General features: G+C 69.9%; 19 protein-coding genes. 7 read left to right on the top strand and 12 right to left on the bottom strand.

Features of this window, described 5'->3' with window-relative positions; genetic code table 11:
- Positions 1-110: 110 nt before the first annotated feature.
- Positions 111-314 (bottom strand): DUF397 domain-containing protein, encoded by a 204-nt coding sequence (locus tag ACOZ38_RS15150; RefSeq protein WP_424531280.1) that lies wholly within the window; start codon positions 312-314, stop codon positions 111-113.
- The gene (locus tag ACOZ38_RS15145; protein WP_424531279.1) at positions 304-1,128 is read right to left on the bottom strand and encodes a helix-turn-helix domain-containing protein; all 825 of its coding nucleotides are present in this window, start codon (positions 1,126-1,128) and stop codon (positions 304-306) included. Before ACOZ38_RS15145 ends, ACOZ38_RS15150 begins: the two co-directional genes overlap by 11 nt.
- Positions 1,129-1,302: 174 nt before the next feature.
- Here ACOZ38_RS15145 and ACOZ38_RS15140 point away from each other — a divergent pair, with 174 nt between their 5' ends.
- Entirely contained in the window at positions 1,303-1,806 is a 504-nt protein-coding gene (locus ACOZ38_RS15140) for an ATP-binding protein (protein ID WP_424531277.1), read from the top strand.
- 145 nt (positions 1,807-1,951) lie between these two features.
- A complete protein-coding gene (locus ACOZ38_RS15135) occupies positions 1,952-2,491 on the top strand; it encodes an NUDIX domain-containing protein (protein WP_424531276.1) in 540 nt (179 codons plus the stop codon).
- Positions 2,492-2,540: 49 nt separating this feature from the next.
- Here the strand turns inward: ACOZ38_RS15135 and ACOZ38_RS15130 are convergent, their stop codons facing one another.
- Positions 2,541-3,158 carry a hypothetical protein gene (locus tag ACOZ38_RS15130; protein WP_424531275.1) on the bottom strand — a complete coding sequence of 206 codons (618 nt, stop codon included), beginning with the start codon at positions 3,156-3,158 and terminating at the stop codon, positions 2,541-2,543.
- Between the two features lie 251 nt (positions 3,159-3,409).
- On the opposite strand from ACOZ38_RS15130, the gene ACOZ38_RS15125 reads away from it, so the two are divergent.
- Positions 3,410-5,182, top strand: a complete 1,773-nt coding sequence (locus ACOZ38_RS15125; protein ID WP_424531273.1) for a bifunctional metallophosphatase/5'-nucleotidase — start codon at positions 3,410-3,412, stop codon at positions 5,180-5,182.
- 186 nt (positions 5,183-5,368) lie between these two features.
- The gene (locus ACOZ38_RS15120) at positions 5,369-8,338 is read left to right on the top strand and encodes an AfsR/SARP family transcriptional regulator (protein ID WP_424531272.1); all 2,970 of its coding nucleotides are present in this window, start codon (positions 5,369-5,371) and stop codon (positions 8,336-8,338) included.
- An 8-nt stretch (positions 8,339-8,346) separates the two neighbouring features.
- On the opposite strand, the gene ACOZ38_RS15115 is transcribed toward ACOZ38_RS15120, so the two are convergent.
- Entirely contained in the window at positions 8,347-8,496 is a 150-nt protein-coding gene (locus ACOZ38_RS15115) for a hypothetical protein (RefSeq protein WP_424531270.1), read from the bottom strand.
- Positions 8,497-8,785: 289 nt separating this feature from the next.
- A complete protein-coding gene (locus tag ACOZ38_RS15110; protein WP_424531268.1) occupies positions 8,786-10,075 on the bottom strand; it encodes a hypothetical protein in 1,290 nt (429 codons plus the stop codon).
- Positions 10,076-10,331: 256 nt separating this feature from the next.
- On the opposite strand from ACOZ38_RS15110, the gene lexA reads away from it, so the two are divergent.
- Entirely contained in the window at positions 10,332-10,991 is a 660-nt protein-coding gene (lexA, locus tag ACOZ38_RS15105) for a transcriptional repressor LexA (protein ID WP_424531267.1), read from the top strand.
- Positions 10,992-11,060: 69 nt separating this feature from the next.
- Here lexA and ACOZ38_RS15100 read toward each other — a convergent pair whose 3' ends face one another.
- Complete coding sequence (locus tag ACOZ38_RS15100) at positions 11,061-14,084, bottom strand: discoidin domain-containing protein (RefSeq protein WP_424531265.1); 3,024 nt, start codon at positions 14,082-14,084, stop codon at positions 11,061-11,063.
- Between the two features lie 260 nt (positions 14,085-14,344).
- Between ACOZ38_RS15100 and ACOZ38_RS15095 the strand changes: the two genes are divergently transcribed.
- Together ACOZ38_RS15095 and ACOZ38_RS15090 are read left to right on the top strand one after the other, a co-directional pair.
- Positions 14,345-16,843, top strand: a complete 2,499-nt coding sequence (locus tag ACOZ38_RS15095; protein WP_424531264.1) for a glycoside hydrolase family 3 C-terminal domain-containing protein — start codon at positions 14,345-14,347, stop codon at positions 16,841-16,843.
- Positions 16,844-16,935: 92 nt separating this feature from the next.
- A complete protein-coding gene (locus ACOZ38_RS15090; RefSeq protein WP_424531262.1) occupies positions 16,936-17,988 on the top strand; it encodes a LacI family DNA-binding transcriptional regulator in 1,053 nt (350 codons plus the stop codon).
- Positions 17,989-18,087: 99 nt separating this feature from the next.
- Here ACOZ38_RS15090 and ACOZ38_RS15085 read toward each other — a convergent pair whose 3' ends face one another.
- The 6 genes from ACOZ38_RS15085 to ACOZ38_RS15060 form a co-directional block, all read right to left on the bottom strand.
- On the bottom strand, positions 18,088-18,927 hold the full coding sequence (locus tag ACOZ38_RS15085) for a carbohydrate ABC transporter permease (RefSeq protein ID WP_424531260.1): 840 nt from the start codon (positions 18,925-18,927) through the stop codon (positions 18,088-18,090).
- The gene (locus tag ACOZ38_RS15080) at positions 18,920-19,942 is read right to left on the bottom strand and encodes a carbohydrate ABC transporter permease (protein WP_424531258.1); all 1,023 of its coding nucleotides are present in this window, start codon (positions 19,940-19,942) and stop codon (positions 18,920-18,922) included. Before ACOZ38_RS15080 ends, ACOZ38_RS15085 begins: the two co-directional genes overlap by 8 nt.
- A gap of 170 nt (positions 19,943-20,112) precedes the next feature.
- The gene (locus ACOZ38_RS15075) at positions 20,113-21,450 is read right to left on the bottom strand and encodes an ABC transporter substrate-binding protein (protein WP_424531257.1); all 1,338 of its coding nucleotides are present in this window, start codon (positions 21,448-21,450) and stop codon (positions 20,113-20,115) included.
- A 179-nt stretch (positions 21,451-21,629) separates the two neighbouring features.
- A complete protein-coding gene (locus ACOZ38_RS15070) occupies positions 21,630-23,810 on the bottom strand; it encodes a discoidin domain-containing protein (RefSeq protein WP_424531256.1) in 2,181 nt (726 codons plus the stop codon).
- 475 nt (positions 23,811-24,285) lie between these two features.
- Positions 24,286-24,810 (bottom strand): GNAT family N-acetyltransferase, encoded by a 525-nt coding sequence (locus ACOZ38_RS15065; RefSeq protein WP_424531254.1) that lies wholly within the window; start codon positions 24,808-24,810, stop codon positions 24,286-24,288.
- A 120-nt stretch (positions 24,811-24,930) separates the two neighbouring features.
- Positions 24,931-26,814 (bottom strand): ABC transporter ATP-binding protein, encoded by a 1,884-nt coding sequence (locus tag ACOZ38_RS15060; RefSeq protein ID WP_424531253.1) that lies wholly within the window; start codon positions 26,812-26,814, stop codon positions 24,931-24,933.
- Positions 26,815-26,969 lie beyond the last annotated feature (155 nt).

Here is a 26,969-nt window from a genome sequence, read left to right as displayed (position 1 = left end):
GTCGGTGACGGCGCCTCTTTGGCGGGCTGACCGGGCTCGTCCGCGGAGGGCCGCCATGCTTCTCCGACGAACCTGCCGCGTGCTTCTCAGACGAACGTCCCGCGTGCTTCTCAGCTGAACGTGCCGCTCTTGACGCCGTTCACGAACGCGGACCACTCGCCGGGCGCGCAGACCAGCGCCGGACCGGCCGGGTTCTTACTGTCCCTGACCGCGAACAGACCAGAAATGTTCGACGCCACCTCGACACAGTTACCGCCGTCGCCGCCACTGTGAGTGCTCTTGCGCCACCGCGCACCTCGAAGGTCATGATCCACTTTGGTTCACCGCTTCCTTGATGAGCTGGAGGGACTGACTAGACGGTAGGGCTTCAGCCCTGATCGCGTCATACCGGCGAAGAAGCTTCGCGAGCATGTTGCGGTCCTCCACAGTGCGCCCGTTGGGTTGCGCTTCCACGTAAGCCGTCTGGGGCACTCCGTTGCGCTCAGCGATGATGAATCCTCCCAGAAGACCGCAGAGCGCCTGTGCGGAGTAGGGCACGATCTGAATGGTCACCCGTGGATGTTGAGCGACCTCAAGCAAGTACCCTAACTGCCCCTGCATGATCTCCGTATCTCCCATAGGGCGACGTATTACAGCCTCGTCGATCAGGACTGCCACCAGGGGTGGGTGTTCGCGATGCAGAATCGACTGCCGCTGCATGCGGGCCCCGACACGTTCGTCTATCTCCGCGCTGGTGATGTCGGGTTCGGCCGCGAAGATCTCTCGGGCGTAGGCCTCGGTCTGGAACAGGCCGGGAATGAGCATCGGCTCCCAGCCCCTCAGGGCCGTCGCCTCCTCTTCCTCCTCCAGCCAGGGCCGGAAATGTTCTGGCGCCTTGTTCCAGGTGGTGGCGATGTACAGCCTCTTCATGGTGCCGTCCAGGCCGAAGACCTCGTCGCACAGTTCGGCGAAGCGCTCGGACGGGGGACGTTTGGCGGTCTCGACCATGGCGACCATGGCGTCGGAATACCCCATGCGCTCGGCGAGCTGCCTTTGGGTGAGCTTCGCCGTGGCCCGGTGCCGACGCAGTTCGAAGGCGAAAAGGGCACGCGGGGACTCGTGAGGGTCGACATCACTGCCGGGGGGCATGTCTCACCTACCATCAGAATAGGGACATTTAAGCTGACTAACCATTCCGCTAACCCAAGTGTGCTCACGGTGTGAGCGGAAATCGCTACCGATCGTAGCCCTCTGTCGTCACCCTGGTAAGGCGAAGTCTCCAACGACGCACGAACCTTTCCGGCGAGGCGAAAAGGCAAGCGCATGATGACAGGAAGCCTGCTTGGCGTTACCGATCTGGTCGGTTCTCCCGAGTCGGTCTCACAGGCCCGTGACTACGTGAGAAAGAAACTCGGGGATGGCCATCCGGCGTTGGACGACGTGACGCTACTGGTTTCCGAAGTTGTCACGAATTCCGTGGTTCATTCCAACTCGCGAAACGGCGGACGGGTGACGCTCGCCATCGCCGACTGTCATGACCTCATACACGTCGACGTGGTGGACGCCGGTGGTGACACCGCTCCGCGTGTCGGCGGAGACCTTCTCGCCGAAGGCGGACGAGGTCTCATGCTGGTCGAAACGCTCTCGCATCGCTGGGACGTCCACGACCACCCGGCCGGGCGAACCATTTGGTTCCAGGTGAAATACAAACGTGGGGGTGACCACGATGGTGATTCGCCCTCACCAATTCCAGGTAGCGAACAAAGGCCACCAACTCCGGCCGATGGTCCCGAGGGTTCGATTCCTCCCGCCCCCTCGACCTCCTGACGGGGTAAAACCACATAAAGGAGCCACAGCCTATCGACGATCACCCGTACAACGACGATTAATAGGAGCTACTACCAGAATGATCTCCGTTGTGGTCGGATCTCTCGCTGTAGCGGGCGGTGAAGTCTGGGTACCATGCGGCATCATGACCGAAGCGCAGCCAGTGATCCGGCAGGTCTCCTCCCACGTGGTCTACAGCAACGCGTGGATGCAGGTACGAGAGGACCGGATCGAGCATCCTGATGGCTCGCCCGGCGTGTACGGGTACGTGGTCAGGCCCGACTTCGTCCTGGTCATTCCGGAGGAGGACGACGGCTTTCATATCGTGGAGGAATACCGTTATCCGATCGGCCGCCGCTCATGGAGCTTCCCGCAAGGTTCGGCCGAGGCCGACACCCGCGAGGACGAGGCCCGGCGTGAGCTGGCGGAGGAGACCGGGCTTCGTGCCGCGCGGCTGCGCCTTCTGGGCCGTATGGACAACGCCCACGGGATGACCGATCAGGGGCTTCACGTGTACCTGGCCACCGGGCTCACCGAGGGGCAGGCCGACCGCGAGCACACCGAGCAGGACATGCGCCAGCGCTGGGTACACCGCACGGAGTTCGAGCAGATGATTCTCAGCGGTTCGATCACCGACTCGTCCTCCATCGCCGCCTACATGCTCTGGCTGCTCCGGCAGAGGTAACCGGCGTGCTGGGCGTGCCGGACCCGTTGGTCCGGCACGCGATCGACGGTCAGCTCCAGGTGGCGCGCTCGAGCACGTTCGACAGCCCCGGCGTGTTCCAGACGTCCACCACCAGAATCTTCGACGAGGGCAGGAACCACTCCCGCTGAGTGAAGCTCGCCGTCCGGCGGCCACCGTTGTTCGTCACGCACTGATTGGGCCAGGCGGTGTACTTCGCCTTGTGTCCGCGTCCGACCTGGCGCAGACCTGTCGACGTGGCCTTCTCACCGGGGTACCAGCTGGTCTTCGCGTTGAACGGGCAGGGCACTACGCCGCTGAAGGGATAGAACTGCTCCTTGCCCGTGTACGTGAAGAAACCGCCCCCGACCGGGACCTTGGTGATCGCCTTTGCGCCGAACACCCAGAACCCCTGGCAGTTCGGGGCGAAGGGCTGTGGCTTCTTGCACTTTCCGGTCACCACCACGACGCTGTTCCCGTTAGGGCGCACGTTCCAGCCGGCGGGGATCTTGAGGTTCATGCCCTGGAAGGAGAAGGTCTTGGTCGCCGAGGCCGGCGAGCCGGAGGAGACCCTTGCCGCCGAAGGCCCCGATGCGGCCGAGGCCGCGGCGGGAGCGGCGAGTACGGCCGCGGAAGCCAGGACGGCGAGGACAGAAGATCGTTTTCTCATGCCGAGCAAGCTACTGGCCCCCACTTGCATTCTTCTGCGCGATCACTTGCAGTGCGGGTCACCGGATCAGCTACCACGGCCGCGGCAGGAGGGATGGAAACGCTTCGTGTCGAGTGCGTTGTCGGCCGTGGGCCTCACCGTCCTTGGTCGTCATGTTCGGAGGGGGCTCCGCACCGGTTGTTCACTGAGGGGATTTGTCCCATAAGGAACTCGTGACCGTTAAGTAACTTTCCCTGACTAAGGTCCCCGCCATGAGTTCCAGAATCGGGCGGGCCCTCGCCGCCGGTGCCACCGTCGTCGTGGCCCTTGGCCTTACCGCGCCCGCAGCACCCGCCTCCGCGACACCCGACCACTCGGTGAAGATCACCGTGATGGCCAGTTCCGACATTCACGGCAACGCCCTGAACTGGGACTACTTCAAGAACGCTGAGTTCGACGACAGCGCGCACAACGACGTGGGCCTCGCGAAGGTCTCCACCCTGGTCAACCAGATCCGCAAGGACCGCGGCGCCGACCACACGCTGCTGTTCGACTCCGGCGACACCATCCAGGGCACCCCGCTCGACTACTACTACGCCAAGGTCGAGCCGATCACCGAGACCGGCCAGACGCACCCGATGGCCAAGGCCATGAACGCCATCGGGTACGACGCCGTGACGCTCGGCAACCACGAGTTCAACTACGGGCTGCCCCTGCTGGCCAAGTGGGTCAAGCAGATGAAGGCCCCCGTGCTCGGCGCCAACGCGGTCTCCGCCAAGACCGGTCTCCCGGCGTACCTGCCGTTCATCATCAAGACGATGAACGTCAAGGGCGACAAGCCCGTCAAGGTGGGCGTGCTCGGCCTGACGAACCCCGGCATCGCGATTTGGGACAAGGCCAACGTCGAGGGCAAGCTGAAGTTCCTGGACCTGGTCGCCTCCGCGAAGAAGTGGGTGCCGGTCATCCGCGGCCTCGGCGCCGACGTCGTCCTGGTCACCGCGCACGCGGGCGACAACGGCATGTCGTCCTACGGCACCGACCTCCCGATCGAGAACGCCTCCGCGCTCGTCGCCGAGCAGGTCCCCGGGATCGACGCCGTGCTGTTCGGCCACGCCCACAACGACGTGCCGCAGAAGTTCGTCACCAACAAGGCGACCGGCAAGCAGGTGCTCCTGACCGAGCCCAGCAAGTACGGCCAGCGCCTGTCGGTGGTCGACTTCACCCTCGCCAAGGAGCGGGGCAAGTGGGCCGTGACCACCAAGTCCTCGGCCACGATCAACACCAACACCGTCGCGGAGGACCCGAAGATCGTCGCCCTGATGAAGGGCCAGCACGACAAGACCGTCGGGTACGTCAACCAGGTGATCGCCCAGTCCAAGGAGCAGCTCTCCGCCGCGGAGTCGCCGTACAAGGACACCGCGATCCTGGACTACATCCAGAAGGTGCAGACCGACCTGGTCACCAAGGCCGTCGCGGGCACGGCCGACGCCTCGCTGCCGGTGCTGTCGATCGCCGCGCCCTTCAGCCGCACGGCCGTCTTCCCGGCGGGCCCGGTGAGCGTCCGTGACATGGCCGGCCTGTACGTCTACGACAACACGCTGCTCGGCGTGAAGCTGACCGGAACGCAGATCAAGGACTACCTGGAGTACTCCGCCAGGTACTTCGCCCAGGTGGCCCCCGGCGCGCCGGTCGACCTCGGCACCCTGACCAACGCGAGCGGCACCCCCGACTACAACTACGACCAGCTCTCGGGTGTCTCCTACGACATCGACATCTCCAAGCCGGTCGGCCAGCGCATCGTCAACCTGTCCTACAAGGGTGCGCCGGTGGCCGCGGGCCAGCAGTTCGTCGTGGCGATCAACAACTACCGGCAGTCGGGCGGCGGCGGCTTCCCGCACGTCACGAGCGCCCCGGTGGTCTACAACGCCCAGGTCGAGATCCGGCAGGCGCTGATCGACGCCGCGACCGCGTCCGGCACCATCGACCCCGCCACCTTCGCCGACCCCAACTGGAAGCTCGTCCGCGACGGCGTGCCCGTCTTCTAGGACGACTCCCCCTTCTCGAACGGCTCCACGATCAACGGTGCCCGGAACCACCCTTTTGGGCGGTACCGGGCACCGTTGATCGTTATCATCCAGACATCGATACTCTCGTCCGCCAACACCACAGAGTGCGCCCAACATCTGCAAGAGGTGCCACAGGTTGAGTCCGCGAACCAACCGGAAGATTCCGTGAAGTTCCGGGTCATCGGTGACGTGGCCGTCCTCGGTGACTCAGGCCCGGTGCGGCTGGCGTCACGGCGCCAGGAACAGCTGCTGGGGCTCCTGATCTGCTGGCGCGGCCGTACGGTGCCCGCCGACACGCTGACCGACGCGCTGTGGGGTGAGCGCCTGGCCGCACGCCCAGGCAAGAACCTCCAGGTGCTCGTGCACCGGCTGCGCAGGTCGCTGGGCAGCGCCGACCGGATCCGGCACGACCGCTCCGGGTACGCGCTGCTCGCGCAGCGGGCCGAGGTGGACGCCTGGCACTTCACGGACCTCGCCGAACGGGGCCGCCGCGCGCTCGGCCAGGGCGACCCCGAGATGGCCGCCGCCCTGCTCCACGAGGCGCTGGCCCTCTGGGGAGGTGGCACCGCCTACCCCGGCCTGCACGACGTGCCGCAGCTCGCCGAGGCCGCCGCCGACCTGGAGCAGGAACGCAGGCGCGTGCTGACCGACCGCATCGACGCCGAGATGGCACTCGGGCGGCACGCCCAGGTGATCCCCGAACTGGTCGCGCTGCTCGCCGAGGACCCGCTGGCCGAGTCGTCGGCCGCGCGCCTCATGGTCGCGATGCACCGCGCGGGCCGGCGCGCCGACGCGCTCGGCGTGTATCGGCGCACCCGCGCCGTCCTCGCCGAGGAGCTGGGGGTGGAACCCGGTCCCCTGCTGCGGGAGCTGGAGGGCGCCATCCTGCGCGGGGACGCGGACATCACGCTCGTACCTCTCCAACCGTCCGGGCCGGGACCGTCCGGGCCGGGACCGGCCGCCGCCGCGCCTCCGGCACCGGCAGGGGATCTCGCCCCCGCCCTGCTTCCCGCTCCGACCGGGGACCTCACCGGACGGGACGCCGAGCTGCGCCGGATCACCGCGCTGCTGCACGGCCCGCCCGTGGTGTGCGTCGTGTCGGGCATGCCGGGCGTGGGCAAGACGGCGGTCGCCGTGCAGGCGGCCCAGCTCACCCGGGAACGGTTCCCCGACGGCCAGCTCTTCGTGAACCTGCGCGGCGCGGGAACCGGCCGGGTCGAACCCCGGGAGGCGCTCGGCCGCTTCCTGCGCGCGCTCGGCGTGGCCGGGGCGCACGTACCGGACGGCCTGGACGAGCGTGCCGAGGTCTTCCGCGATCTGCTGTCCGACCGGCGCGTGCTGGTCGTGCTGGACGACGCCGCCGACGAGGCCCAGGTGGAACCGCTCATCCCCGCCGGCGCGGGCTGCGCCGTCCTGATCACCAGCCGCGGCAGGCTCACCGCGCTCCCCGCCGCGAACCTGGTCGCGCTCGGCGTGCTCGGCACCGGCGACGCGATCGACCTGCTGAGCAGGATCACCGGACGCGCCGAGCTCCGCGAGGACGGCCCGGCCGCGCGCGAGCTGGCCGAGCTGTGCGACCGGCTGCCGCTGGCCCTGCGCATCGCCGGGGCGCGGCTGGCGGCCCGGCCGCACTGGACGGTGGCGCGGCTCATCTCCCGGCTGGAGGCCGAGCACGACCGGCTGGACGAGCTGACCCACGGCACCCTGTCGGTCCGCGCGGGCCTCGCACTCGGGTACTCCGGGCTGACCGACCCTGGCCGGTCGCTGTTCCGCAGGCTCGGGCTGGTGGAGACCCCGGACTTCGCCGCCTGGGTCGCCGCCGCGCTCCTCGGCACCGGTTCGCGTGCGGCCGAGGACGTGCTCGAAAGCCTGGTCGAGGCGCAACTGGTGGAGTACGCGGGCACCGACGGCATCGGCGAGCCCCGCTACAGGATCCACGATCTGGTGCGGCTGCACGCCAGGGAGCGGGCCGCCGCCGACGAGGCCCCGGGCGCGGGCGACGCCGCGCTGGCCAGGCTGGCGGGCGCGTACCTGGCCCTCGCCGAGCGCGCGCACCGGTCGCAGTACGGCGGCGACTACACCGTGCTGCACGGCGGCGGCGCCCGGTGGCACCTGGAGGAGCCCACCACCGTCCGCCTGCTGGCGGATCCGGCGGGATGGCTGCGCAGCGAGCGGCCCGGCCTGGTCGCGGCCGTCGAGCAGGCCGCGGGGCTCGGGCTCAGCGAGATCTGCTGGGACCTCGCGATGTCCACGGTCACGCTGTTCGAGTCGCAGGGCCACTTCGACGAGTGGTCGCACACCGCGAGGACCGCGCTCGCCACCGCCAGGCGTACGGGAGACCTGCGCGGGGAGGCGGCCATGAGGTACTCGCTCGGCACGCTGGAGATCTTCCGGCAGCGCTACGCCGCCGCCCGGCCGCACTTCGCCGCGGCGCTGCCCATCTTCGAGACCGTGGGCGACCCGCACGGGCAGGCGCTCGCCCTCCGCAACGCCGCCCTGCTCGACCGGGTGGAGGGAAACGCGGAGACGGCGCTGGGCCAGTACGGGCGGGCGCTGCGGATGCTCCGCGCCGTCGGCGACCGGCACGCGGAGGCGCACGTGCTGGGCAGCATCGCGCAGATCCACATCGAGAACGACCAGGGGGAGGCGGCGGCCCCGCTGCTGGAGCAGGCGCTCGGCGTCTACCTGGAGCTGGGCGACGGGCGAGGCAGCGCGCAGATACTCAACCGGCTGGGGCTGCTGCACCTGCGCGAGGGCAGGGCCTCGGAGGCCGAGACCGCGTACCGGCAGGTCCTGGACGCATCCCGGGACGCCGGGGACAAGATCGGCGAGACCTACGGGCTGCTCGGCATGGGCGAGGCCGGGCTGCTGGCCGGGGAGCTCGACCGCGCCGCCGACTACCTGGACGCCGCGCTGGCGCTGGCCGTCACGATCGGCGAGCCGTTCGTCGCGGCCCGCGCCCGTCTCGCCGGGGGGATGCTGGCCGCCGGACGCGGCGAGCACCAGCTCGCCAGGTCCATGCTGGAGCGGGCGGCGGCGGAGTTCGACGCGATCGGCCTCCCCCTGTGGCACGAGCGCGCCCGCGAGGCCCGCCGGGCGCTCGACACGCTCTCGTCGCCACCCGCTCCCGGCTGAGATCACCCTCAGCCCTCGCCGGGGTTCATCCAGTGGCTGTCGCAGCCGTACTGCTGGCTGTGGCAGGGGTCCACCTCCACAGCGGCGGCCGGCGTGGCACCGGCCCCCAGCAGCCCGGCCACCACCAGGGCGAAGAGTGCCCCCTTAAGCTTCTTCACGCGGTTCCTCCTGCTATCGCGTTAGCAAAACGGCCGATCATCGGCCAGGCGCGACATTACCCATGCTGTGCCGTCCCCGTGGCCGCCGCCGCCTGAACTTCCCCGCGGCGACGGCGGCCGTGATGTCCACCGGGCGCGCACCGCGTCCGCCCCCGGTCCGGCGATGACGCGCCCGTGGCCATCGCCGGATCCACCCGCGCCGGCAGTCATCACCAGAGCACAGTAGGAAACAGCGGTTTCACGGGGGTTTCACCGGCCCGCGCGCACGTTCAGCAGCGGGAACTCGTGGTCAGCAGGGTTCGGCGACCACGGTGAAGGTGTGGGTCGCCACCACGCGGCCAGGGATCGAGGAGAACGCCCACTTCTCCTCGAAATTCCGGGTCAGCTCCGCGCTCTCGGCCGAGGGCACGAGGACGGCGTACAGCTTGACACGGCGCCCCTCGGCGCCGACCCGCCCGAGGAACAGCTCCGGCACCTCCCAGGTTCCGGCCGTGCCGTCGGCCAGGGCGGTGGCCCAGGCCAGGAAGTACTGGTCACCGCCCTTGGCGAAGACGCGCAGGTCGTAGCCAGCGGGCACGGAGCCGGCCCCGAAGATCGGGCCGCATGTGGGCACCGAGCCCGTCGGGTCCAGGAAGGCGAACGGCCTGCCGCCCACGGGGGCCGGCGACGTACCGGAGGCCCGGGCGCCGGGGTCCGCGACATCCGTGCCCGGCGCGCCACTGCCTCGGGCGCCCGTGCCCTGGGTGTTCGGGGATGTGCGGGCGGTCCCGGCGGGAGATGCCGGGGACGTCGTACCGGTCAGCTGCCAGGCGGCCATGCCCAGTACCGCCAGCAGGGCAGGGACGCCGACGACGGCCGCGATCCGCACGCGCCGGGGCCGGGGCGTGCCGCCCGAGATCTCCAGCAGGCGCGACACCTCGGGAACCGCCACCCACACGAAGGCCGAGAACCCTTTGTCCGCCAGCTCGACGCCCACCCGGCGGAAGTCACCGGCCGCCAGCCCTGCATACCCGTGGACCAGCACGTCGTGGAAGAGGTCGTCGGTGACGGCCACGGCCAGGTCCCGGTCGTGGTGCTCGGCGAGGGCGGCGCGCAGGTCACGGGAGTCCACGAGGCGGCACGCGTCCACCACCGCCTTGCCCACGTACCCGGTCGCCGCCTCATGGATGATGCCCTGCGCCAGGGCGAGGCGTAGCCGGATGCGGTCATCAGCCACCAGGGTCTTGTTGATCTCCGCGAGGCCGGCGCCCACCTCGCGCAACAGAAGGGCGATGACACGGGCCTCGTCCACCCCGGCCGGCAGCAGGACCAGCTGCCCGTCGCCCCGGTCCTGGCGGGGCACCGCCGCCGGGGAGAGCCCGGCACGAGCCAGCGCGCGGTCGAGCACCCGCTTGAGGCCGGCCTGCACGCCGAGCTGGCGCCGGTTGTCGCGGAGGCTGTAGGACTGCACGTCGATGGCCAGGCACAGGCGGCGGATGGCCGCGGGCGGGTCCGTCGCGGCCCGCCACCGGCCGCTCGTACGGGATGGCCGGTCGCTCGTACGGGATGGCCGGTCGCGTGGGGTCAGGTCGTCGCTCACTGCCGCCTCGTCGCGTGTGGTGCCGTGACCATGGTGCGCTTGACCCAGTTTGCCGGAAGAGCTGCCGCGACGGATGAATACCCATGAATCGACCCGAGCGGCCCGCTTGGGCAGTCAACGGCTCCTGATCCGCCCGCACCGACCCACGAATCGCCGGCGGTGTCCTGGCCGCGGCAGGGACCTTCGCCCGGCCCCTGTACGCGAGCAGATCAGCACACCGCCCGCACACACAGGTTCCGGCCTTAGCATTTCGCAGGTGACCGCCTACGACGATCCTGACACGTTCGAGTACCTGGACTTCTCGGCCCTGCCGCAGCGCCAGCAGCGGATCCTGGCCACGATCCGGGACTGGGTGGGCAGGTACGGGTATCCGCCGAGCACACGCGAGATCGGCGACGCGGTCGGGCTGCGGTCGTCCTCATCGGTGTCGAAACACCTGAAGAGCCTGGAGGAGAAGGGGTTCCTCCGCCGGGGCACGACGATGACCCGGCCGATCGACGTGCGTCTGTTCCTGCGAGCCTCGGCGCCGGAACCGGCCGAGGACCTGGTGACCGTGCCGGTGGTCGGAGACATCGCCGCGGGCAGCCCCATCGTGGCCGAACAGCACCTGGACGACATGCTGACCCTGCCCCGCGGCATCACCGGGCGTGGCAACCTGTTCGGTCTGCGGGTGCGGGGCGATTCGATGATCGACGCCGCGATCTGCGACGGCGACATCGTCGTGGTACGGCAGCAGCCCGAGGCGCACTCGGGCCAGATCGTCGCCGCGATGATCGACGGCGAGGCCACCGTGAAGGTGTATCGCCGGCGCGACGGGCACGTCTATCTCGAACCGCGCAACCCCGCCTACGACATCATCGACGGTGACGGCTCCGTGGTGCTGGGCATCGTGGTCTCGGTCCTTCGCAGCGTCTGAGCACAGCCGGCCCCCGGGCGGTGAGGCCGGGGGCCGGGATGGGTGGTCTGTGGCCGTTGGACGGAGCGGTTACCGGTACACGCCGAACTCCCAGAGGGAGTAGCCGTAGGCGGTGCCGCGCTGGGTGAGGTTGAGGCGGACGTATCTGGCGGACACGTTCAGGTCGATGTCGTCGAAGCCGCCGTCACCGGCGGTGGTGGAGTAGGCGTTCGCCCAGGTGGTGCCGTCGTTGGAGGTCTGGATCTGGTACGACTTGCCGTAGGCGCTCTCCCATGCGAGCTGCACGTGCTTGATCGGCACAGCGCTCCCGAGGTCGACCTGGAGCCACTGCGGGTCACTCCAGTCGCTCGCCCACCGGGTGGTGAGGTTGCCGTCGGTCGCCTTGGAGGGCAGGAACGGCCCGCCGTCGCCGGTCGGCTGGTAGGACGAGGCGGTGGTCGTCTTGCCGAGCGCGACGTTGGTGCCGTTGACCGGCGGGGCCACGACGCGGAACGACTTCTGCTCGATGCCCACGTTGCCCTGGCCGTCGAAGGCGTAGACGTAGACCTTCCAGACGCCCATCTGCTGCGGCGCGGTGACCGAGAACTGGCCGGGGGACGTCTCGGTGAACCGGACGTGCGAGAAGCCGGTGTTGCCGTTGATGTGCTTGTTGCTGACCATGAGGTTGTAGCGGATCGGGTCGCCGTTCGGGTCGCCCGCCGTCACCCCGACGGTGAACTGGCCGCCCGCCGGCACGCTGGTCTGCGAGCCCACCGTCATGGCGGTGATCTCCGGCGGCGTGTTGGCCGACGCCTGGCCGGTGTAGGCCTGCTTGAGCGCGTGGTAGCCGAGGCGGCGCCAGCCGCCGGTGAAGGTGTTGAGCCACACGCCGCCGAAGTCGTTCTCCAGCCCGTAGTGGAACTCGGTGGCTCCCAGCGCGACGCCCGGGTGCCCCTTGATCGCGTTCCAGCTCGCGGTGTACCCGGCGCGTTTCTGCAGGTCGGTCGGCTCGGTGGGGACGCCGTTGACGTCGTTCGGCACCTCCCACTCACCCGCCGGGCCGCCCTCGGTGATGATGTACGGCTTGGTGTAGCCGCCGTCGATCCAGGCCTGCTTGACCCCGCCGATCGCGCCGTAGGAGTTGACCGCGAGCAGGTCGAGCGCCGGAGCGTAGGTCTTGTAGTACGGCCAGGCGCCGGTCCAGGCGTCGGTCGAGGTGACCGGGTGGTTGGGGTCGGCGGCGTGGATGGCCTGGGCGACCTCGTTCACGAACTTCGCGTACCCGACGCGCCGCGCCTCGACCTCGGCCGCGGAGAGGCCGTGGTCCTGCATGGTGAGGATGACCTCGTTGCCGACGTCCCACATCAGCACGCCCTGGTACCCCTTGAGGGCGTTCACCCGGGCGACGATCTCGTTCTTGACGCTGGTCTTGTAGGCGGTGTCGTTGACGTAGTCCGCGCCCTGGTTGAGCCAGTGCCCGACGACGACCTTGATGCCCTGCTGGGCGGCCCTGTTGAGCAGGGTCGGCGTGTTGGCGTCGTCCACGCCCCAGGTGCGGATCGTGTTGACGCCCATGGACTTCAGGTCGCGCATGTAGCCGTCGGCGGCGGCCTGCGGCGGGCCGTACGTCAGGCCCCTGAGCTCGTACGCCGAGCCGTTGACGTTGAGCTGCCAGTTGCCCTGCGTTCCGGTCACCTTGACCACGCTCGGGCCCGCGGGGGTCGCCGGGTCGGTCATCGCGGGCGGCACGGTGCCGGTGCTCCTCGCGACGGACACGGAGTCCACGCTGAGGACGCCGCCGGAGGTCGTTGCCGTGGTCGGGGTGGTGGACCCGGCGACCGCGTTTGGCAGCGAGCCGCCGATCGCGAGGTCGAAGCGCAGGTAGAAGCCGTGGTGGACGGCGGCGTCCCAGGCGGCGACCCCGACCTGGCTCTCGCGGACGACCCAGGTCTGCTTGCCGTCGAGGTAGAAGCGGATCTCCTCGTCGGTCTTGGTGCGGTCGATGATCTGCGTGTACTCGTGGTACCCGGTCTGGCAGCCGGTGCACGATGCGAGGCCGCTGGTGCGGCCGTTGTACTCGGCGCACACGCCGTCGGGGGCCGTGCCGCAGTGCAGGGTGTTGGAGAGCTGGCTGCGGCCGTTGACGTCGGTCATGATGTCGGTCTCGCCGACGCCCGGCCAGTTGTTGTAGTTGCCCCGGTAGGCGGCGCCGGTCGCGCGGAAGCCCGGCCAGTAGCCCATGGCGTCGGCCACGTCGGGCTGCTTGAGGCTCGCGGTGAATCTCAGCTGCTCACCCGGCTGCGGGGTGAAGTCCGTGCGCTGCGTCTCGACGCGTCCGGACGTCCAGTTGCCCGCGCCGTCCCTGATGGCCTTGATGGCGAGCTTGCCCGTGCCGTCGAGGGAGACGTTGGCGGTGGAGGCGCTCATGGTCTCGACCTCACCGGTCCCCCAGTTCGCGGCGCCACCCGGGTACTGCGTGCCGGTGCGCAGGAGCCAGTTCGCGCCCGAGGGCGAGGTGCCCGCTGCCCCGTCGAAGTCGTCCTTCCAGACTTCGGTCCAGTTGCCGGGAGGGGGGGTCGGGGTTACGGTCGGCGTCGGCGAGGGGCTGGTGCCGCCGATGGTGCCGTAGACCTGGAACTCCCACAGCGAGTAGCCGTAGCCCGTGCCCCGGACCGTGCCGTACATCCGCACGTACCGGCCGGTGCCCGAGACGGCGAGCGTCTGCGTGCCGCCGGTGCCCGTGGTGGTCGAGTACACATCGGTCCACGCCGTGCCGTCGGGCGACACCTGGATCTTGAACGCCTTGCCGTACGCGGTCTCCCACGTCAGCACGACCTGCGTGATGGAGGCGGACGCGCCAAGATCGACCTGGAGCCACTGGGGGTCGCTGAAGGCGCTGGCCCAGCGCGTGCCGGTGAGGTTTCCGTCAACGGCCGCGGAGGGGCTCCAGGCGGCCCCCTCTGAGGAGGACGCCGTCGCCGGCTTCCCCTGCGAAAGCAGGGTGTCGACGGCCATGGCGGTGCCTGACAGCGCCAGGCCGGACGCGACCAGCGCGACCAGAACGGCGACGAGCAGGCCCAATCGGTACCTGCCTGGGCTGCGGGATGGGTGCACGATCTCTCCTCGATACGGGGGGTGCCTGCCGTGTGGGCAAAGGGTAATCAGAGGGAGAGCGCTCTCCGAATGGAGAGTGCACCGGTCGATCGAGCGCTGTCAAGACCGATCCGCAACCGGAACGAAACGTGCTGCTCACGTGCCGGAAACCCTTTCGCCCGGAAGACGGAGGTCACGGGCTCCCCATTGACATCCTCGCCTCGGACGGTGAATCTATGGCCAGGAGGGAGAGCGCTCTCCAATCCCCGAGAGGAACCAGAGTGACCGACGAGCAGTTCGATGACGTGGTGCGCAAGATGGACCTGGAGCAGAAGGTGAGACTGCTCACCGGAGCGACCGCGTGGCGGACCCACGCCCTGCCGGACATCGGCCTGCGTTCCATCGTCACCTCCGACGGGCCGATCGGCGTTCGTGGCCAGGGATGGGACGAGCGGAGCACCTCACTGACCCTGCCCTCTCCCACCGGGCTCGCCGCGAGCTGGGACGAGGACCTGGTGGAGCGGCTCGGCGCGCTGCTGGGCGACGAGGCCCGCCGCAAGCGGGTCGACGTGCTGCTGGCACCCACGATCAACCTGCACCGCTCGCCGCTCGGCGGCAGGCACTTCGAGTGCTACTCCGAGGACCCGCTGCTCACCGCGCGGATCGGCGTCGCCTACATCCGGGGCGTGCAGTCGCGCGGGGTCGCCGCCACGGCCAAGCACTACGTCGCCAACGACTCGGAGACCGAGCGCCTCACGCTCGACGCGCGCGTGGACGAGCGCACTCTGCGCGAGGTGTACCTCGCGCCGTTCGAGGCCGCCGTCGAGGCCGGCGTGTGGGTGGTCATGGCCGCCTACAACGGCGTGAACGGCGCCACCATGAGCGAGAACCCGCTGCTCGCCGAGCCGCTGAAGGGCGAGTGGGGCTTCGACGGCCTGGTCATCTCCGACTGGGGGGCGGTGCGCTCCACCGTCGCGTCGGGACGCGCCGCGCAGGACCTCGCCATGCCGGGCCCGGACGGGCCGTGGGGCGACGCCCTGGTGGCGGCCGTACGCGCGGGCGAGGTACCCGAGGAGGCCGTCGACGAGAAGGTCCGCCGCCTGCTGCGCCTGGCCTCCCGCGTGGGCGCGCTGTCCCCGGACGACCCGCCCTCCCTCGCGGAGTTCCCGGTCTCGCAGGCCCCGGACGCGCAGGGCGGCTACTCCGCGCTCGGGGGCCCGCACCCGGGCACCCCGACCGACGCGGTGAGCAGGGCGCTGCTGCGCGAGGCGGTCGTGGCGGGCGCCGTGCTGCTGCGCAACGAGCGGTCGGTCCTCCCCCTCGACGCCGGGCGGCTGCGCAGGGTCGCCGTGATCGGCCCCAGCGCCGCCGCGCCGCGCGTGCAGGGCGGGGGCAGCGCGGGTGTCTACCCCGTCTCCTCCCTGTCGCCCCTGGACGGCATCCGTGACGCGCTCGCGGGGCGGGCCGAGGTCACCCACGCGGCCGGCGTGCATCTGCCGAGCCGCCCGACCCCGCTCGACCTCGGCAACGCCCGCAATCCGCTGACCGGCGAGCCGGGCGTGCTCGTACGGCTGCTGGACGCCGGCGGGGCGGAGCTGCACGCCGAGCACCGGCTCACCGGGCGCATCCTCGAACCCGCCCTCGTCGACTCCTCGGCCACCGTCGAGATCCGCGCCACCCTTTGCCCGCAGGCCGGCGGCGTGTGGAACCTCGCCGTCTCCGGCTGGGGCCACGTGTTCCTCGCGGCGGACGGCACCACGCTGATCGACGAGGAGGTCGAGCGCGACACCGACGACCCGGCCACCGTGCACCTCACCCCGCCGTGGCGGCACGCCTCGCTGGACCTCACCGCGGGCAGGAAGGTCGAGCTGGTCGCCCGGCGCCGCCTCGACCCCGACACCGGGCTGGCCTCCGTGCTCGCCGCCGACCCGCCGAGGCGCGGCGACGCAGAGGAGCTCGCGGCCGCGATCGAGCTGGCCAAGGAGGCGGACGTCGCCGTCGTGGTCGTCGGCACGACCGAGGAGGTCGAGAGCGAGGGCTACGACCGCGAGGACCTCGCCCTGCCCGGCGAGCAGGACGCCCTGGTCCGCGCCGTGCTCGCGGCCAACCCCGACACCGTCGTGGTGGTCAACGCCGGCGGCCCGGTCGCCATGCCGTGGCGCGAGGAGGTGCCCGCCGTGCTGCTGAGCTGGTTCCCCGGCCAGGAGTACGGGGACGGCCTCGCGCGGGTGCTCCTCGGCGACGCGGAGCCCGGCGGGCGCCTGCCCACCACGTGGGCCGACAGGGCGCTCATCGGCACCACGCCCGTGGAAGGCGTGCTGGAGTACACCGAGGGCCCGGACATCGGCTACCGGGCGTGGCTGCGCGAGCCGGCTCCCCCAGCGTACTGGTTCGGCCACGGGCTGGGATACACCACCTGGGAGTACGAGAGCGTGGTCGCGCCGGAGCTCGCCGAGCCCGGCCGCCCGTTCCCCGTGCGGGTGCGGGTGCGCAACACCGGCGAGCGGGCCGGCGGCGAGGTCGTGCAGGTCTACCTGGCCAGGCCCGAGACCGGCGTGCGGCGCCCGGCGCTGTGGCTCGCCGGCTTCGCGCGCGTGCAGGCGGGGCCCGGCCAGACCGTGGAGGCCGAGGTCGAGATCGCGGCCCGCGCCCTCCAGCACTGGTCCCCGGACGACCGGGCCTGGACCGCCGAAGCCGGTATCTTCACCGTACTGGCGGGCCGCAGTGCCGGCGATCTACCATTGAGCACGACGACGGCGACCGGCGAGACGAGCCGGTGACGGCGACTTGTATGGCCCTCTTCGCGTGACGTGGGAGGCCAGGGCGGGCGAGCGCGTTGGAGAGCGCTCTCCCGCCATGCTATAAAAGCCACATGAGCGAAGGTCGCCCGCCTGTGTCGGCATCCCCCACCCTGGAGGACGTGGCGCGCGCGGCGGGTGTCTCCCGCGCCACGGTCTCCCGCGTCATCAACGGCATCCGCAACGTGGATCCCACGATCCAGGAGACGGTCAGGCGGGCCATCGCCGACACCGGCTACGTCCCCAACCGCGCGGCCCGCTCCCTGGTCACGCGCCGCACGGGCGCGATCGCCCTGGTCGTCTCGGGCGCGGGCGAGGAGAGCGGGGAGAACCCCTTCCACAGCCAGGTCTTCGCCGACCCGTTCTTCGGCCGCGTGGCCAGCGGCGTCGTCGGCTTCCTCCGCCCCCGGGGCATCCACCCGATCCTGATGTTCGCCGAGACCGCCGAGGCCCGCGCCCAGGTCATCGCCTACCTCCGCCAGGGCAACGCCGACGGCGCGGTCCTGGTCTCCACCCAGGCGGACGACCCGCTCCCCCGCCTGCTGGTCGACGCGGCGCTGCCCGCCGTGCTGTTCGCGAGGCCGGCCGAGCCGATCCCCATCAGCTACGTGGACGTCGCCCACCGTACGGGCGCGAAGCTCGCCGCCGACCACCTGGTGGCGCGGGGCTGCCGCCGCGTGGCGACCATCTCGGGGCCGCTGGACGTGGCGGCCAGCCAGGACCGCCTTTCCGGGTTCCGCGACGCGATGGCCGCGCACGGCTATCCGTACATCCCGTGCGTCGAGGGGAACTTCACCCTCGGCAGCGGGGAGGCCGCGATGGAGCGGCTGCTGACCGAGCATCCCGGCATAGACGGCATCTTCATCGCCAACGACCTGATGGCCCAGGGCGCGCTGCCCGTGCTGCGCCACCACGGGTGCCGCGTGCCCGACGACGTGGCCGTGGTCGGCTTCGACGACAGCAGCGCGGCGACCGCCAGCCGGCCCCCGCTCACGACGATCCGCCACCCCGTCGAGGACATGGCGGCCGAGATGGCACGGCTGCTGATGGCGCACGTCGACGACCCCGACCAGCCGGTGACCTCGATCATCTTCGAGCCCTCCCTGGTGGTCAGGGACTCCGCCTGACGGCACGCGCCCGCCGCCTCCGGCGGGCGCGTCAGGTTCCGGGAGCCGCGTCCGCGGGTCGGGCGCCTCGGGCGGGCGCGCGCGGACGCGGCTCGCGGCTTACTTCACCGCCCCCGCGGTGAGGCCCTGTACGAGGTAGCGCTGGAGGAGCAGGAAGCCGGCCACGACCGGCACGCTGACCACCAGGGACGCCGCCATGACCTGGTTCCAGTAGACGTCGTTCTCCGTGGCGTAGCCACGGAGCCCGACGGCCAGGGTGCGGGTCGCGTCGTCGGTCATGACGGAGGCGAAGAGCACCTCTCCCCAGGCCGTCATGAACGCGTAGATGGCGACCGCGACGATGCCGGGGATCGCGGCCGGGATGACCACGCGGAACAGCGCCCCGAGCGGCCCGTTGCCGTCCACCTTGGCCGCCTCGTCCAGCGCCACCGGGATGGAGTCGAAGTAGCCGACCAGCATCCAGATCGAGAACGGCAGCGAGAAGGTCAGGTAGGTGATGATGAGCCCGGTGCGGGTTCCGTACAGCTCCAGGCCCGTGGCGTTGCCGAGGTTCACGAAGATCATGAACAGCGGGAGCAGGAACAGGATGCCGGGGAACATCTGGGTGGACAGCACCGTGATGGTGAAGGTCTTCCTGCCGGGGAAGCGGTAGCGGCTCACCGCGTAGGCGGCGAAGATCGCCACCGCCACCGACAGCACGGACGCGATGGACGCCACGATCACGCTGTTCACGAAATAGCGGGCCAGCGGGATGGTCTTCCAGATGTCGGCGAAGGGCCGGAAGCTGATCGTCGAGGGGATCCAGCGGAATCCGTTCTGCACGTCCTGCAGCGGCTTGATCGCCGAGCTCGCCATCACGTACAGCGGGATCAGGGTGAACAGGCCGAGGAATCCGAGCCCGATCCAGCGCGCCCACGGCAGCCAGCGCGGCTCATGCATTGCTCCTCCTCCGGGAGGTGATCGCCAGATACGCCGCGGTCACCACGAGGAGGAACAGCAGCAGCAGGACGGACATGGCCGAGCCCGAGCCGAAGTTCCAGGTGATGAACGAGCTCTGGTAGATGTGCACCGAGATGAGGTCCGCCTGTTGCGGCGCCGCCTTCCCGAACAGCACAAATGGAGTGTTGAAGTCGTTGAAGGTCCACAGGAACAGCACCAGGATCAGCACCTGGTTCACCGGCCGCAGCATGGGCAATGTGATGGAGCGGAGCTGCCGCCACCATCCGGCGCCGTCGATGGCCGAGGCCTCGTACAGGTCGCGGTCGATGTTCTGGAGCCCGGCCATGAGGATCAGGAACGCGAACGGCCAGGACCGCCACACGCAGACCACCACCACCGCCGCGAAGCTGTTCGAGCCGATCAGCCAGAACGGGCGGTCGGCGCCGCCGAGGCCGAGCTGGTCGACCAGGACGTGGTTGACGAACCCGGTGTCCCGCTGGAACATGAAGCTCCAGGTGATCACCCCGGCGTAGACGGGCAGGGCGTAGGGCACCAGGAAGAACGTGCGCAGGAGCCCCCGGCCGCGGAAGGCGCCCTGCATGAGCACCGCCCCCATCGTGCCGAAGAGCCAGGAGAAGCCGACCGCGAGCGCGGTGAAGGCGATGGTGATGAGGAACGAGTGGAGCAGGGACTTGCCCACGGCCGAGTCGAAGTCGACCGCGACCTGGTAGTTCGACAGCCCCACGAACGGAGCGGCCGACCAGTTCCTGATGAAGAACTGCGTGAGCCTGAGGAAGCTCATCCCGACGCCGATGAGCATCGGCACCACGTGGATGAGCAGTTCCAGCAGGATCGCCGGGAGGATCATCAGATAGGGCACGCCCAGGCGGCGCAGCCATAACGGGATCCGGCCCGCGACCCGCGACGGCAGCCCCCTTCGGGGCGGGGGCGGCCCGCCTCCGGCCGGCGCGGTCTCGCGCCGCTCGTCTTGCTGAGGCGTGGTACGGGCGACCATCTATTCCTCTCGATTCGGCAGGGCCGGTCGTTGACGGCGTGACAGTTGGATCATGAACCCGCCCGCCGGGCCGTCTCGTGAACGGCCCGGCGAGGGGCTCCGGTGGGGTGCCGGGCGGGGGACGATCGGGGGAAGGACCCCGCCCGGCACCGTGGCATCGGTGCCGAGGGTCAGCTACCGGGCTGGACCTGCTCGTTCGCCTGGGTCAGCTTGGCCTTGACGGCTTCCTCGGTGATCGGCTTGCCGCTGGCCGCGTCGGCCCACAGCTGGTTCATCGCGGTGCCGACCAGGGTCTCGAACTGGCTCTCCTCGGGCACCTGGGGCAGCGGCGCGGCGGTCTTGGCGAGGATGTCCTGGAACGTCTTGATGTCCTCGCTCTGGAACGCCGGGTCGTTGTAGGCGTCCTGGACGGTGGGCAGCGAGCCGTACGTCTTGTTCAGGATCTGCTGCTCCTCCGGGCTCGTCATGAACTTCACGAACTTCAGAGCGCCGTCCTGGTTCTTAGTAAAGTTGAACACGGCGAGGTTGATACCGGCCACCATGCCGTTGACCTGCTTGCCCCCGGAGTCCGCCGCGGGCAGCGGGATGGGCGCGATGCCGTAGGTGTCGTTGGTCAGCCCGGCGGCCTTGATCTGCGAGCCGATGGACTGCCACATCAGCATCGCGGCCTTGCCGTTGACGAAGTCGTTCACGGCCTCGGTGCCGTTGGAGTACTCGGCGTTGCTCGGGTTGACGATCTTGTCGGCCGCCATCAGGTCGAGGTACTGCTTGATGGCCGCGACGTTCTGGGGAGAGTCGAACTGCGGCTTGCCGCTTCCGTCGAACAGCTCGGCGCCGTGCTGCTGGCCGAAGATGAAGGCGTGGTGGGAGTTCTCGCTGACGCTGGCGCCCTCGACGGCCAGGCCCCACTGCTTGCCCTTGGTGAGCTTCTTGCCGTCGGCGACCAGCTCGTCCCAGGTCGCCGGCGGCTTGTCGATGCCGGCGTCCTTGAACATCTTCTTGTTGTAGTACAGCCCGTAGGTCATGCCGTAGATCGGGACGGCCGTGGGGGGCTTGCCGGGCGCGCCGGTCGCGGCGAGGCTCGGGCCGAGGAAGCGCTCCTTGCCGCCCAGCCCTGCGAGCAGGTTGTCGTCGAACGGCAGGAAGGCGCCGGTGGCCTGCAGCGAGGCCGACCAGGTGTTGCCGATGTTGACCACGTCTGGGCCCTTGCCCGACGTGGTGGCGGCGAGGATCCGGTTGAGCAGGTCGGCCCAGGGAACCACTTCGAGGTTCACCTTGATGCCGGTCTGCTGCTCGAACTTGTCGAGCTCGGGCTGGAGCACCTGCTTGTCGTTGTCGAGGCTGGTGCCCTGGTTGGACGCCCAGTAGGTGAGCGTCTTGCCCGCGCCGCTGTCGGCGGACCCGCCGCCGGTCGCGGTGCCGCCGCTGTCACCGCCACCTCCGCACGCCGCGGCCGCCACCATCAGCGCGCCTGCGACGGCGGCATATCCGAACTTGCCTATACGCACAATGAACCCCTCACTAGAACGCGACTCCGGCCTCGTGCCGATGGAGTCGCCACACGCCAGATCGGCCTCGCCGCCATGGGGCGGGAAGCCGAGAGGAGGCCGACAAAGGCCAAAGAAAGACCTCCTGCTTCAAGGACGCCGGGCCCCGCCGCCGTCGGCGGCGGGGCCCGGATGATGTGTTATGGGTAGGCGTTGACGTAGACGACCTGCGTACTCGCGTTCGCCGGTCCTCCCGTCGTGTTGATGACATGGCGGATCGTGCCGACACCGCCGAGGGAGACGCTCACCAGGTCGTGGAACTTCACGCCCGGCTTCTGCGGCACCTCGAACGACCGGTCCGCCGTGACGGTGGGGTCGACGTTGAAGTAGGAGTAACTTCCGACGCCCCAGGCCTCGTGGGTCGTGACCGAGTCCGCCACCTTGTAGGCCGCGTAACCCTGCAGTGACCCGTTCATCCACGCCGCCTGGTTGGGCGGGTCGTAGGGGAACTCGTTCTGGAAGAAGTAGGTGCGCCCGCCGTTGCCGTTCCAGATGGCCTCGTACTTCTGGTAGTGCTCGACGAACAGTCCGTACATGGTGACGTCGGCGCCGTTGACGATCAGGCCGGTGTCCGCGGTGTTCACGGTCCAGCCGATGCCGGTGCCATGGTCACCCCGCCACAGCCACAGGTTGTCGCCGATGACGTTGCGGCTGTTGATCACAACGCTGGTCGTCGCCTTGCCGACGTGGGCGCCGCCGATGCGGACGAAGACGTCCTGCAGCGTGGTCGGGTCGGTCGCGTGACCGGCGGAGGAGCCGGTGGGCCCGACCTCCACCAGCACCGGTGAGTTCACCGGTCCCGCGTCGATGAGGATGCCCGCCAGCTTCACGCCGTCCACGTCCGCCACCGACAGGGCGGTCACCCCGTTGTCCGGGATCAGCGTGGCCAGGCCGAGGCCGAGCACCACGGTGTCGGCGCGGGTCACCCTGAGGGTCTGGTCGAGGTGGTAGACCCCGGGGGTGAACAGCAGGTTCTTGCCCTGGGCGAGCGCCGCGTTCAGGGTGGCGGCGGAGTCGCCCGGCTTGGCCACGCAGAAGGAGCTGATCGGCAGGGACGAGCCGGCCGTCTGGCCACCGGTCCAGCTCGCGCCTCGGGAGTTCGTCCGGAGCGCGGGGGTGAAGACGTTGTAGTTACCGGCCTGGTCGACGTAGAGGAACGGCTTCTCCCTGGTCACGGGGGCCTGGTCCACGACGGTGTGGGAGGGGTTCGGGAAGTGCTGCGGCGGCGCGCCGTTCACTCCGGCGAAAACCATGTTCCACACCGAGCCCGACCAGCTTCCGAAGTCGCTGTTCCTGCTGAACCACTGCTGCTGCGACCCCGACCGCACCTGGCCGTCGACCTTGGTGTCGGAGATGAAGCCGCCGCTCGACCAGCCGCCGTCGTCCAGTTGCAGGTCGGACTTCACGTGGATGCGGCGGAACGGCGCGGCCTGGGAGACGGCCCACCTGTTGTAGCCCTCGTTCGGCTTCATCGACAGGTTCTCGGCGGAGCGCCAGAAGTTCTGGGTGGCGTTCCCGCCGAACCAGCCGGCGTCGACCATGACCGGCCCGTTGATCGTGACGTCGTCGGGCGACATGCCGAGGCCCGCGACCTGGGTGTAGAAGCCGACCCTGGCGCCCACGTTGTAGGTGCCCGGCTTGAACAGCAGCGCGTAGCGCTCGGTGCCGAACTGGTTCTTCTCCTGCTGGGCGAACACCGTGTTCAGGCGGCTCTGGATGGTGGCGGCCGGCATGGAGGGGTCGAAGACGAACACGTTCGGGCCAAGGCCCGTGGAGCACTGCGCCGGAGTGACGGTCGGCGTCGGCGTCGGCGTGGTGCCGCCGATGGTGCCGTAGACCTGGAACTCCCACAGCGAGTAGCCGTAGCCCGTGCCCCGGACCGTGCCGTACATCCGCACGTACCGGCCGGTGCCCGTGACGCCGAGGGTCTGCTTGCCGCCGGTGCCGGTCGTGGTGGAGTACACGTCGGTCCACGCGGTGCCGTCAGGCGACACCTGGATCTTGAACGCCTTGCCGTACGCGGCCTCCCAGGTCAGCACGACCTGGCTGATCGACGCCGAAGCGCCAAGGTCGACCTGGAGCCACTGCGGGTCGCTGAAGGCGCTGGCCCAGCGCGTGCCGGTCGTGTTCCCGTCGAAGGCGGCGGAGGCCGGCGTGCCGGCGTTCTCGGTGGAGGAGGCTGTGGCGGCCTTGCCCTGGGACAGCAGGCTGTCGACGGCCATGGCGGGAGCGGTCACCGCCAGGCCAGACGCGATCAACACCACCAGGAAGGCGATGAGCAGACCTATGCGGTACAGGCCCGGACTGCGTGAAAGTTGCACAGCCTCTCCTTGAAGCAAGGGGGGTACCCGTCGGCCGAGGCGTGACGACAGGGGAGGGAGAGCGCTCTCCAGACAGAGATTGTCCGCTGTATCACGACTTGTCAACACATCCCTGCTGACGATTTGGAAACCCGCTGCTCACCCCCCCGAAACACGCCGGCCCTCGCGGAGCCACTTGTCCGACCTCCACAGAGCTGTGAGACGCGCCTGGATCACAGTGTGGACACCTTAGTGATCTTCAAGCGCCTTACCGCTCGTCAAGGAGCAGGGTGAACCCACGGGTCAGCGGCTTGCCAGGGCTCCGCGACCGCCGTCCGGGCCGCCTCCGGACACGGTCCGGAGGCGGCCGGACACCGATTGACAGCGACGAAATATGCGCGCAACTCCTGATGGAGAGCGCTCTCCCCTGCGGTCCACGACGAAAGCGAGACCCCCCGCCCATGGACCAGATCGCCCTATAGCACGGCTTCAGGCATCAGGCGATCCCCGACGCGGTCCACAGGCGTTCCCCCTCGTCGAATTCCTCTGCCGGCAGGAGTCCGGCGCGCCGCGCCACCGCCATCGAGGCATGGTGGTCCGGGTGGACGTGGGCGCTGACGCGGCTGACCCCCCGTGCGCCCAGCCAGCCGACCAGCGCCCGCGCGGCCTCGGATGCGTACCCCTGACCCTGCCACGCCAGGCCGACGACCCAGGCGATCTCGGCGTGCCGCCCGCCGCCGACCACCGTCGCCTGCACGTACCCGACGGCCCGCCCGTCGGCTCTGCGGCGGATGATCCAGTTGTACCAATCCTGCGAGCCGTCGTCCGAGTGACCGGCGACCTGCTTGGCGTACCGGGTTCGCAGTGCCTCCTCGGTGGGCGGCGAGCCACCGATGAAGGAGTACAGCTCCTCGCCGGCCAGCACCTCCGCCATGTCGGCGGCGTCCTCCACCGTCAAGGGCGTCAGCTCGACACGCGAGGTGACGATGCGATCGCCGGCGTCCGGCCCAGATCGGGTCACGCGATGATCACCCTTCCCCCATCCGCCGGATTCGGTCCTTGAGGAGGGTAGTGGCGATGGAGGCGCCCTTGTGCTCGCGTGCCGGGCCGTGGACGGGCGGCCCGTCCGCGGGGGGCCGCCTCAGCGCATCGCCTCCGCCGCGCGCGGCTGGTCGAACTGCGTGCGGTAGAGCTCCTCGTACCGGCCGCCCTCGGCGAGCAGGTCCGCGTGGGTGCCGCGCTCGACGACCCGCCCGTCCTCGATCACCAGGATGAGGTCGGCGGCCCTGATGGTGGAGAGCCGGTGCGCGATGACCACGGCCGTCCGCCCGGCCAGCGCCTCCCCCAGCGCCTCCTGCACCGCCGCCTCCGATGTGGAGTCGAGGTGGGCCGTGGCCTCGTCCAGGATCACCACGCGCGGGCGCGCCAGCAGCAGCCGCGCGATCGTCAGCCGCTGGCGCTCGCCGCCGGACAGCCGGTAGCCGCGCTCGCCGACGATGGTGTCCAGCCCGTCCGGCAGCGCCGCGATCAGGCTCTCCAGCCGTGCCCTGCGCAGTACGTCCCACAGTTCCTCCTCAGGCGCCTCCGGGCGGGCGAGCAGGAGGTTCGCGCGGACGGACTCGTGGAACAGGTGCCCGTCCTGCGTGACCATGCCGAGCGTCTCGCGGATCGACTCGGCCGACAGGTCTCTGACGTCCACGTCCGACAGGCGCACGGCCCCGGCGTCCACGTCGTAGAGCCGCGCCGTGAGCTGCGCGATCGTCGACTTGCCCGCTCCGGACGAGCCGACCAGCGCCACCATCTGCCCCGGCTCGGCGCGGAACGACACCCCGCGCAGCACCTCGGCCCCTCCTCGCGTGTCCAGCGTGGCGACCTCTTCGAGGGACGCCAGCGACACCTTGTCGGCGGAGGGGTAGCCGAAGACCACGTCGTCGAACTCGACCGACACCGGACCCTCGGGCACCCGGCGGGCGTCCGGCCGGTCGGAGATCAGCGGCTTGAGGTCCAGGATCTCGAAGACCCGCTCGAAACTCACCAGCGCGCTCATGACCTCGACCCGCGCGCTCGCGAGGGCAGTCAGCGGCGCGTACAGCCGGGTGAGCAGCAGCGCGAGCGCGACGACGGCGCCCGGCTCAAGCTGGCCGCGCAGGGAGTAGAAGCCGCCGAGGCCGTAGACGACCGCCAGCGCCAGCGCGGAGACCAGCGTCAGCGCCGTGACGAACACCGACTGGACCATGGCCGTGCGGACCCCGATGTCGCGGACCCGCCGCGCCCTGAGGGCGAACTCCGCCGACTCGGTGGCCGGCCTGCCGAAGAGCTTGATCAGCGTGGCGCCCGGGGCGGAGAAGCGCTCGGTCATCTGCGTGCCCATCCGGGCGTTGTGGTCGGCGGCCTCCCGCTCCAGCCGCGCCAGGCGCGAGCCCATGCGCCGCGCGGGCAGCACGAACACCGGCAGCAATACCAGCGCGATCAGGGTCACCTGCCAGGAGATGCCGATCATCACGACCAGCGTGAGCAGGAGCGTCACGATGTTGCTGACCACCCCGGACAGGGTGTTGCTGAACGCCCGCTGGGCGCCGATGACGTCGTTGTTCAGGCGGCTGACCAGCGCTCCTGTCCTGGTGCGGGTGAAGAAGGCGACGGGCATGCGCTGCACGTGGTCGAACACCGCCGTGCGCAGGTCGATGATCAGCCCCTCACCGATGCTCGACGACAGCCAGCGGGTGACCAGCCCCAGCCCCGCGTCCAGCAGCGCGATGAACGCGATGAGCACGGCGAGCCCGACGACGGTTTCCAGCGCCGAGCGCTGCACGATCGCGTCGACGACGCGGCCCGCGAGCACGGGCGTCGCCACCGCGAGCACCGCCGAGACCACGCTGAGCAGCAGGAACCACACCAGCATCCGGCGGTGCGACCGCGCGAACCCTCCGATGCGCCGCAATGTCGCCCTGGAGAACGGCCTCCGGTCCTCGTGCGCGTGCATCGCGTTGTACATCGAATGCCACGCGGTCACTTCCATGTCCATGACGTCCCACCGGATCCTGGTCTGGGCTGCTTATCAAGATCACCAGGCGGTCGCCGGTGACGCGTACCCAGACGATAGGCGCTCAACTTAACTTGAGGTCAAGCGATGCGCCCCTCTAGGGGGTGGTTCCTCCTGAGCCGGGCGACCGAGTGTCC

This window comes from Sphaerisporangium viridialbum (assembly GCF_049674955.1).
Taxonomy (GTDB): Bacteria; Actinomycetota; Actinomycetes; order Streptosporangiales; family Streptosporangiaceae; genus Sphaerisporangium; species Sphaerisporangium viridialbum.
Note: the sequence above shows the minus strand (reverse complement) of the source record. Positions and strands in the feature narration are given on the sequence as shown.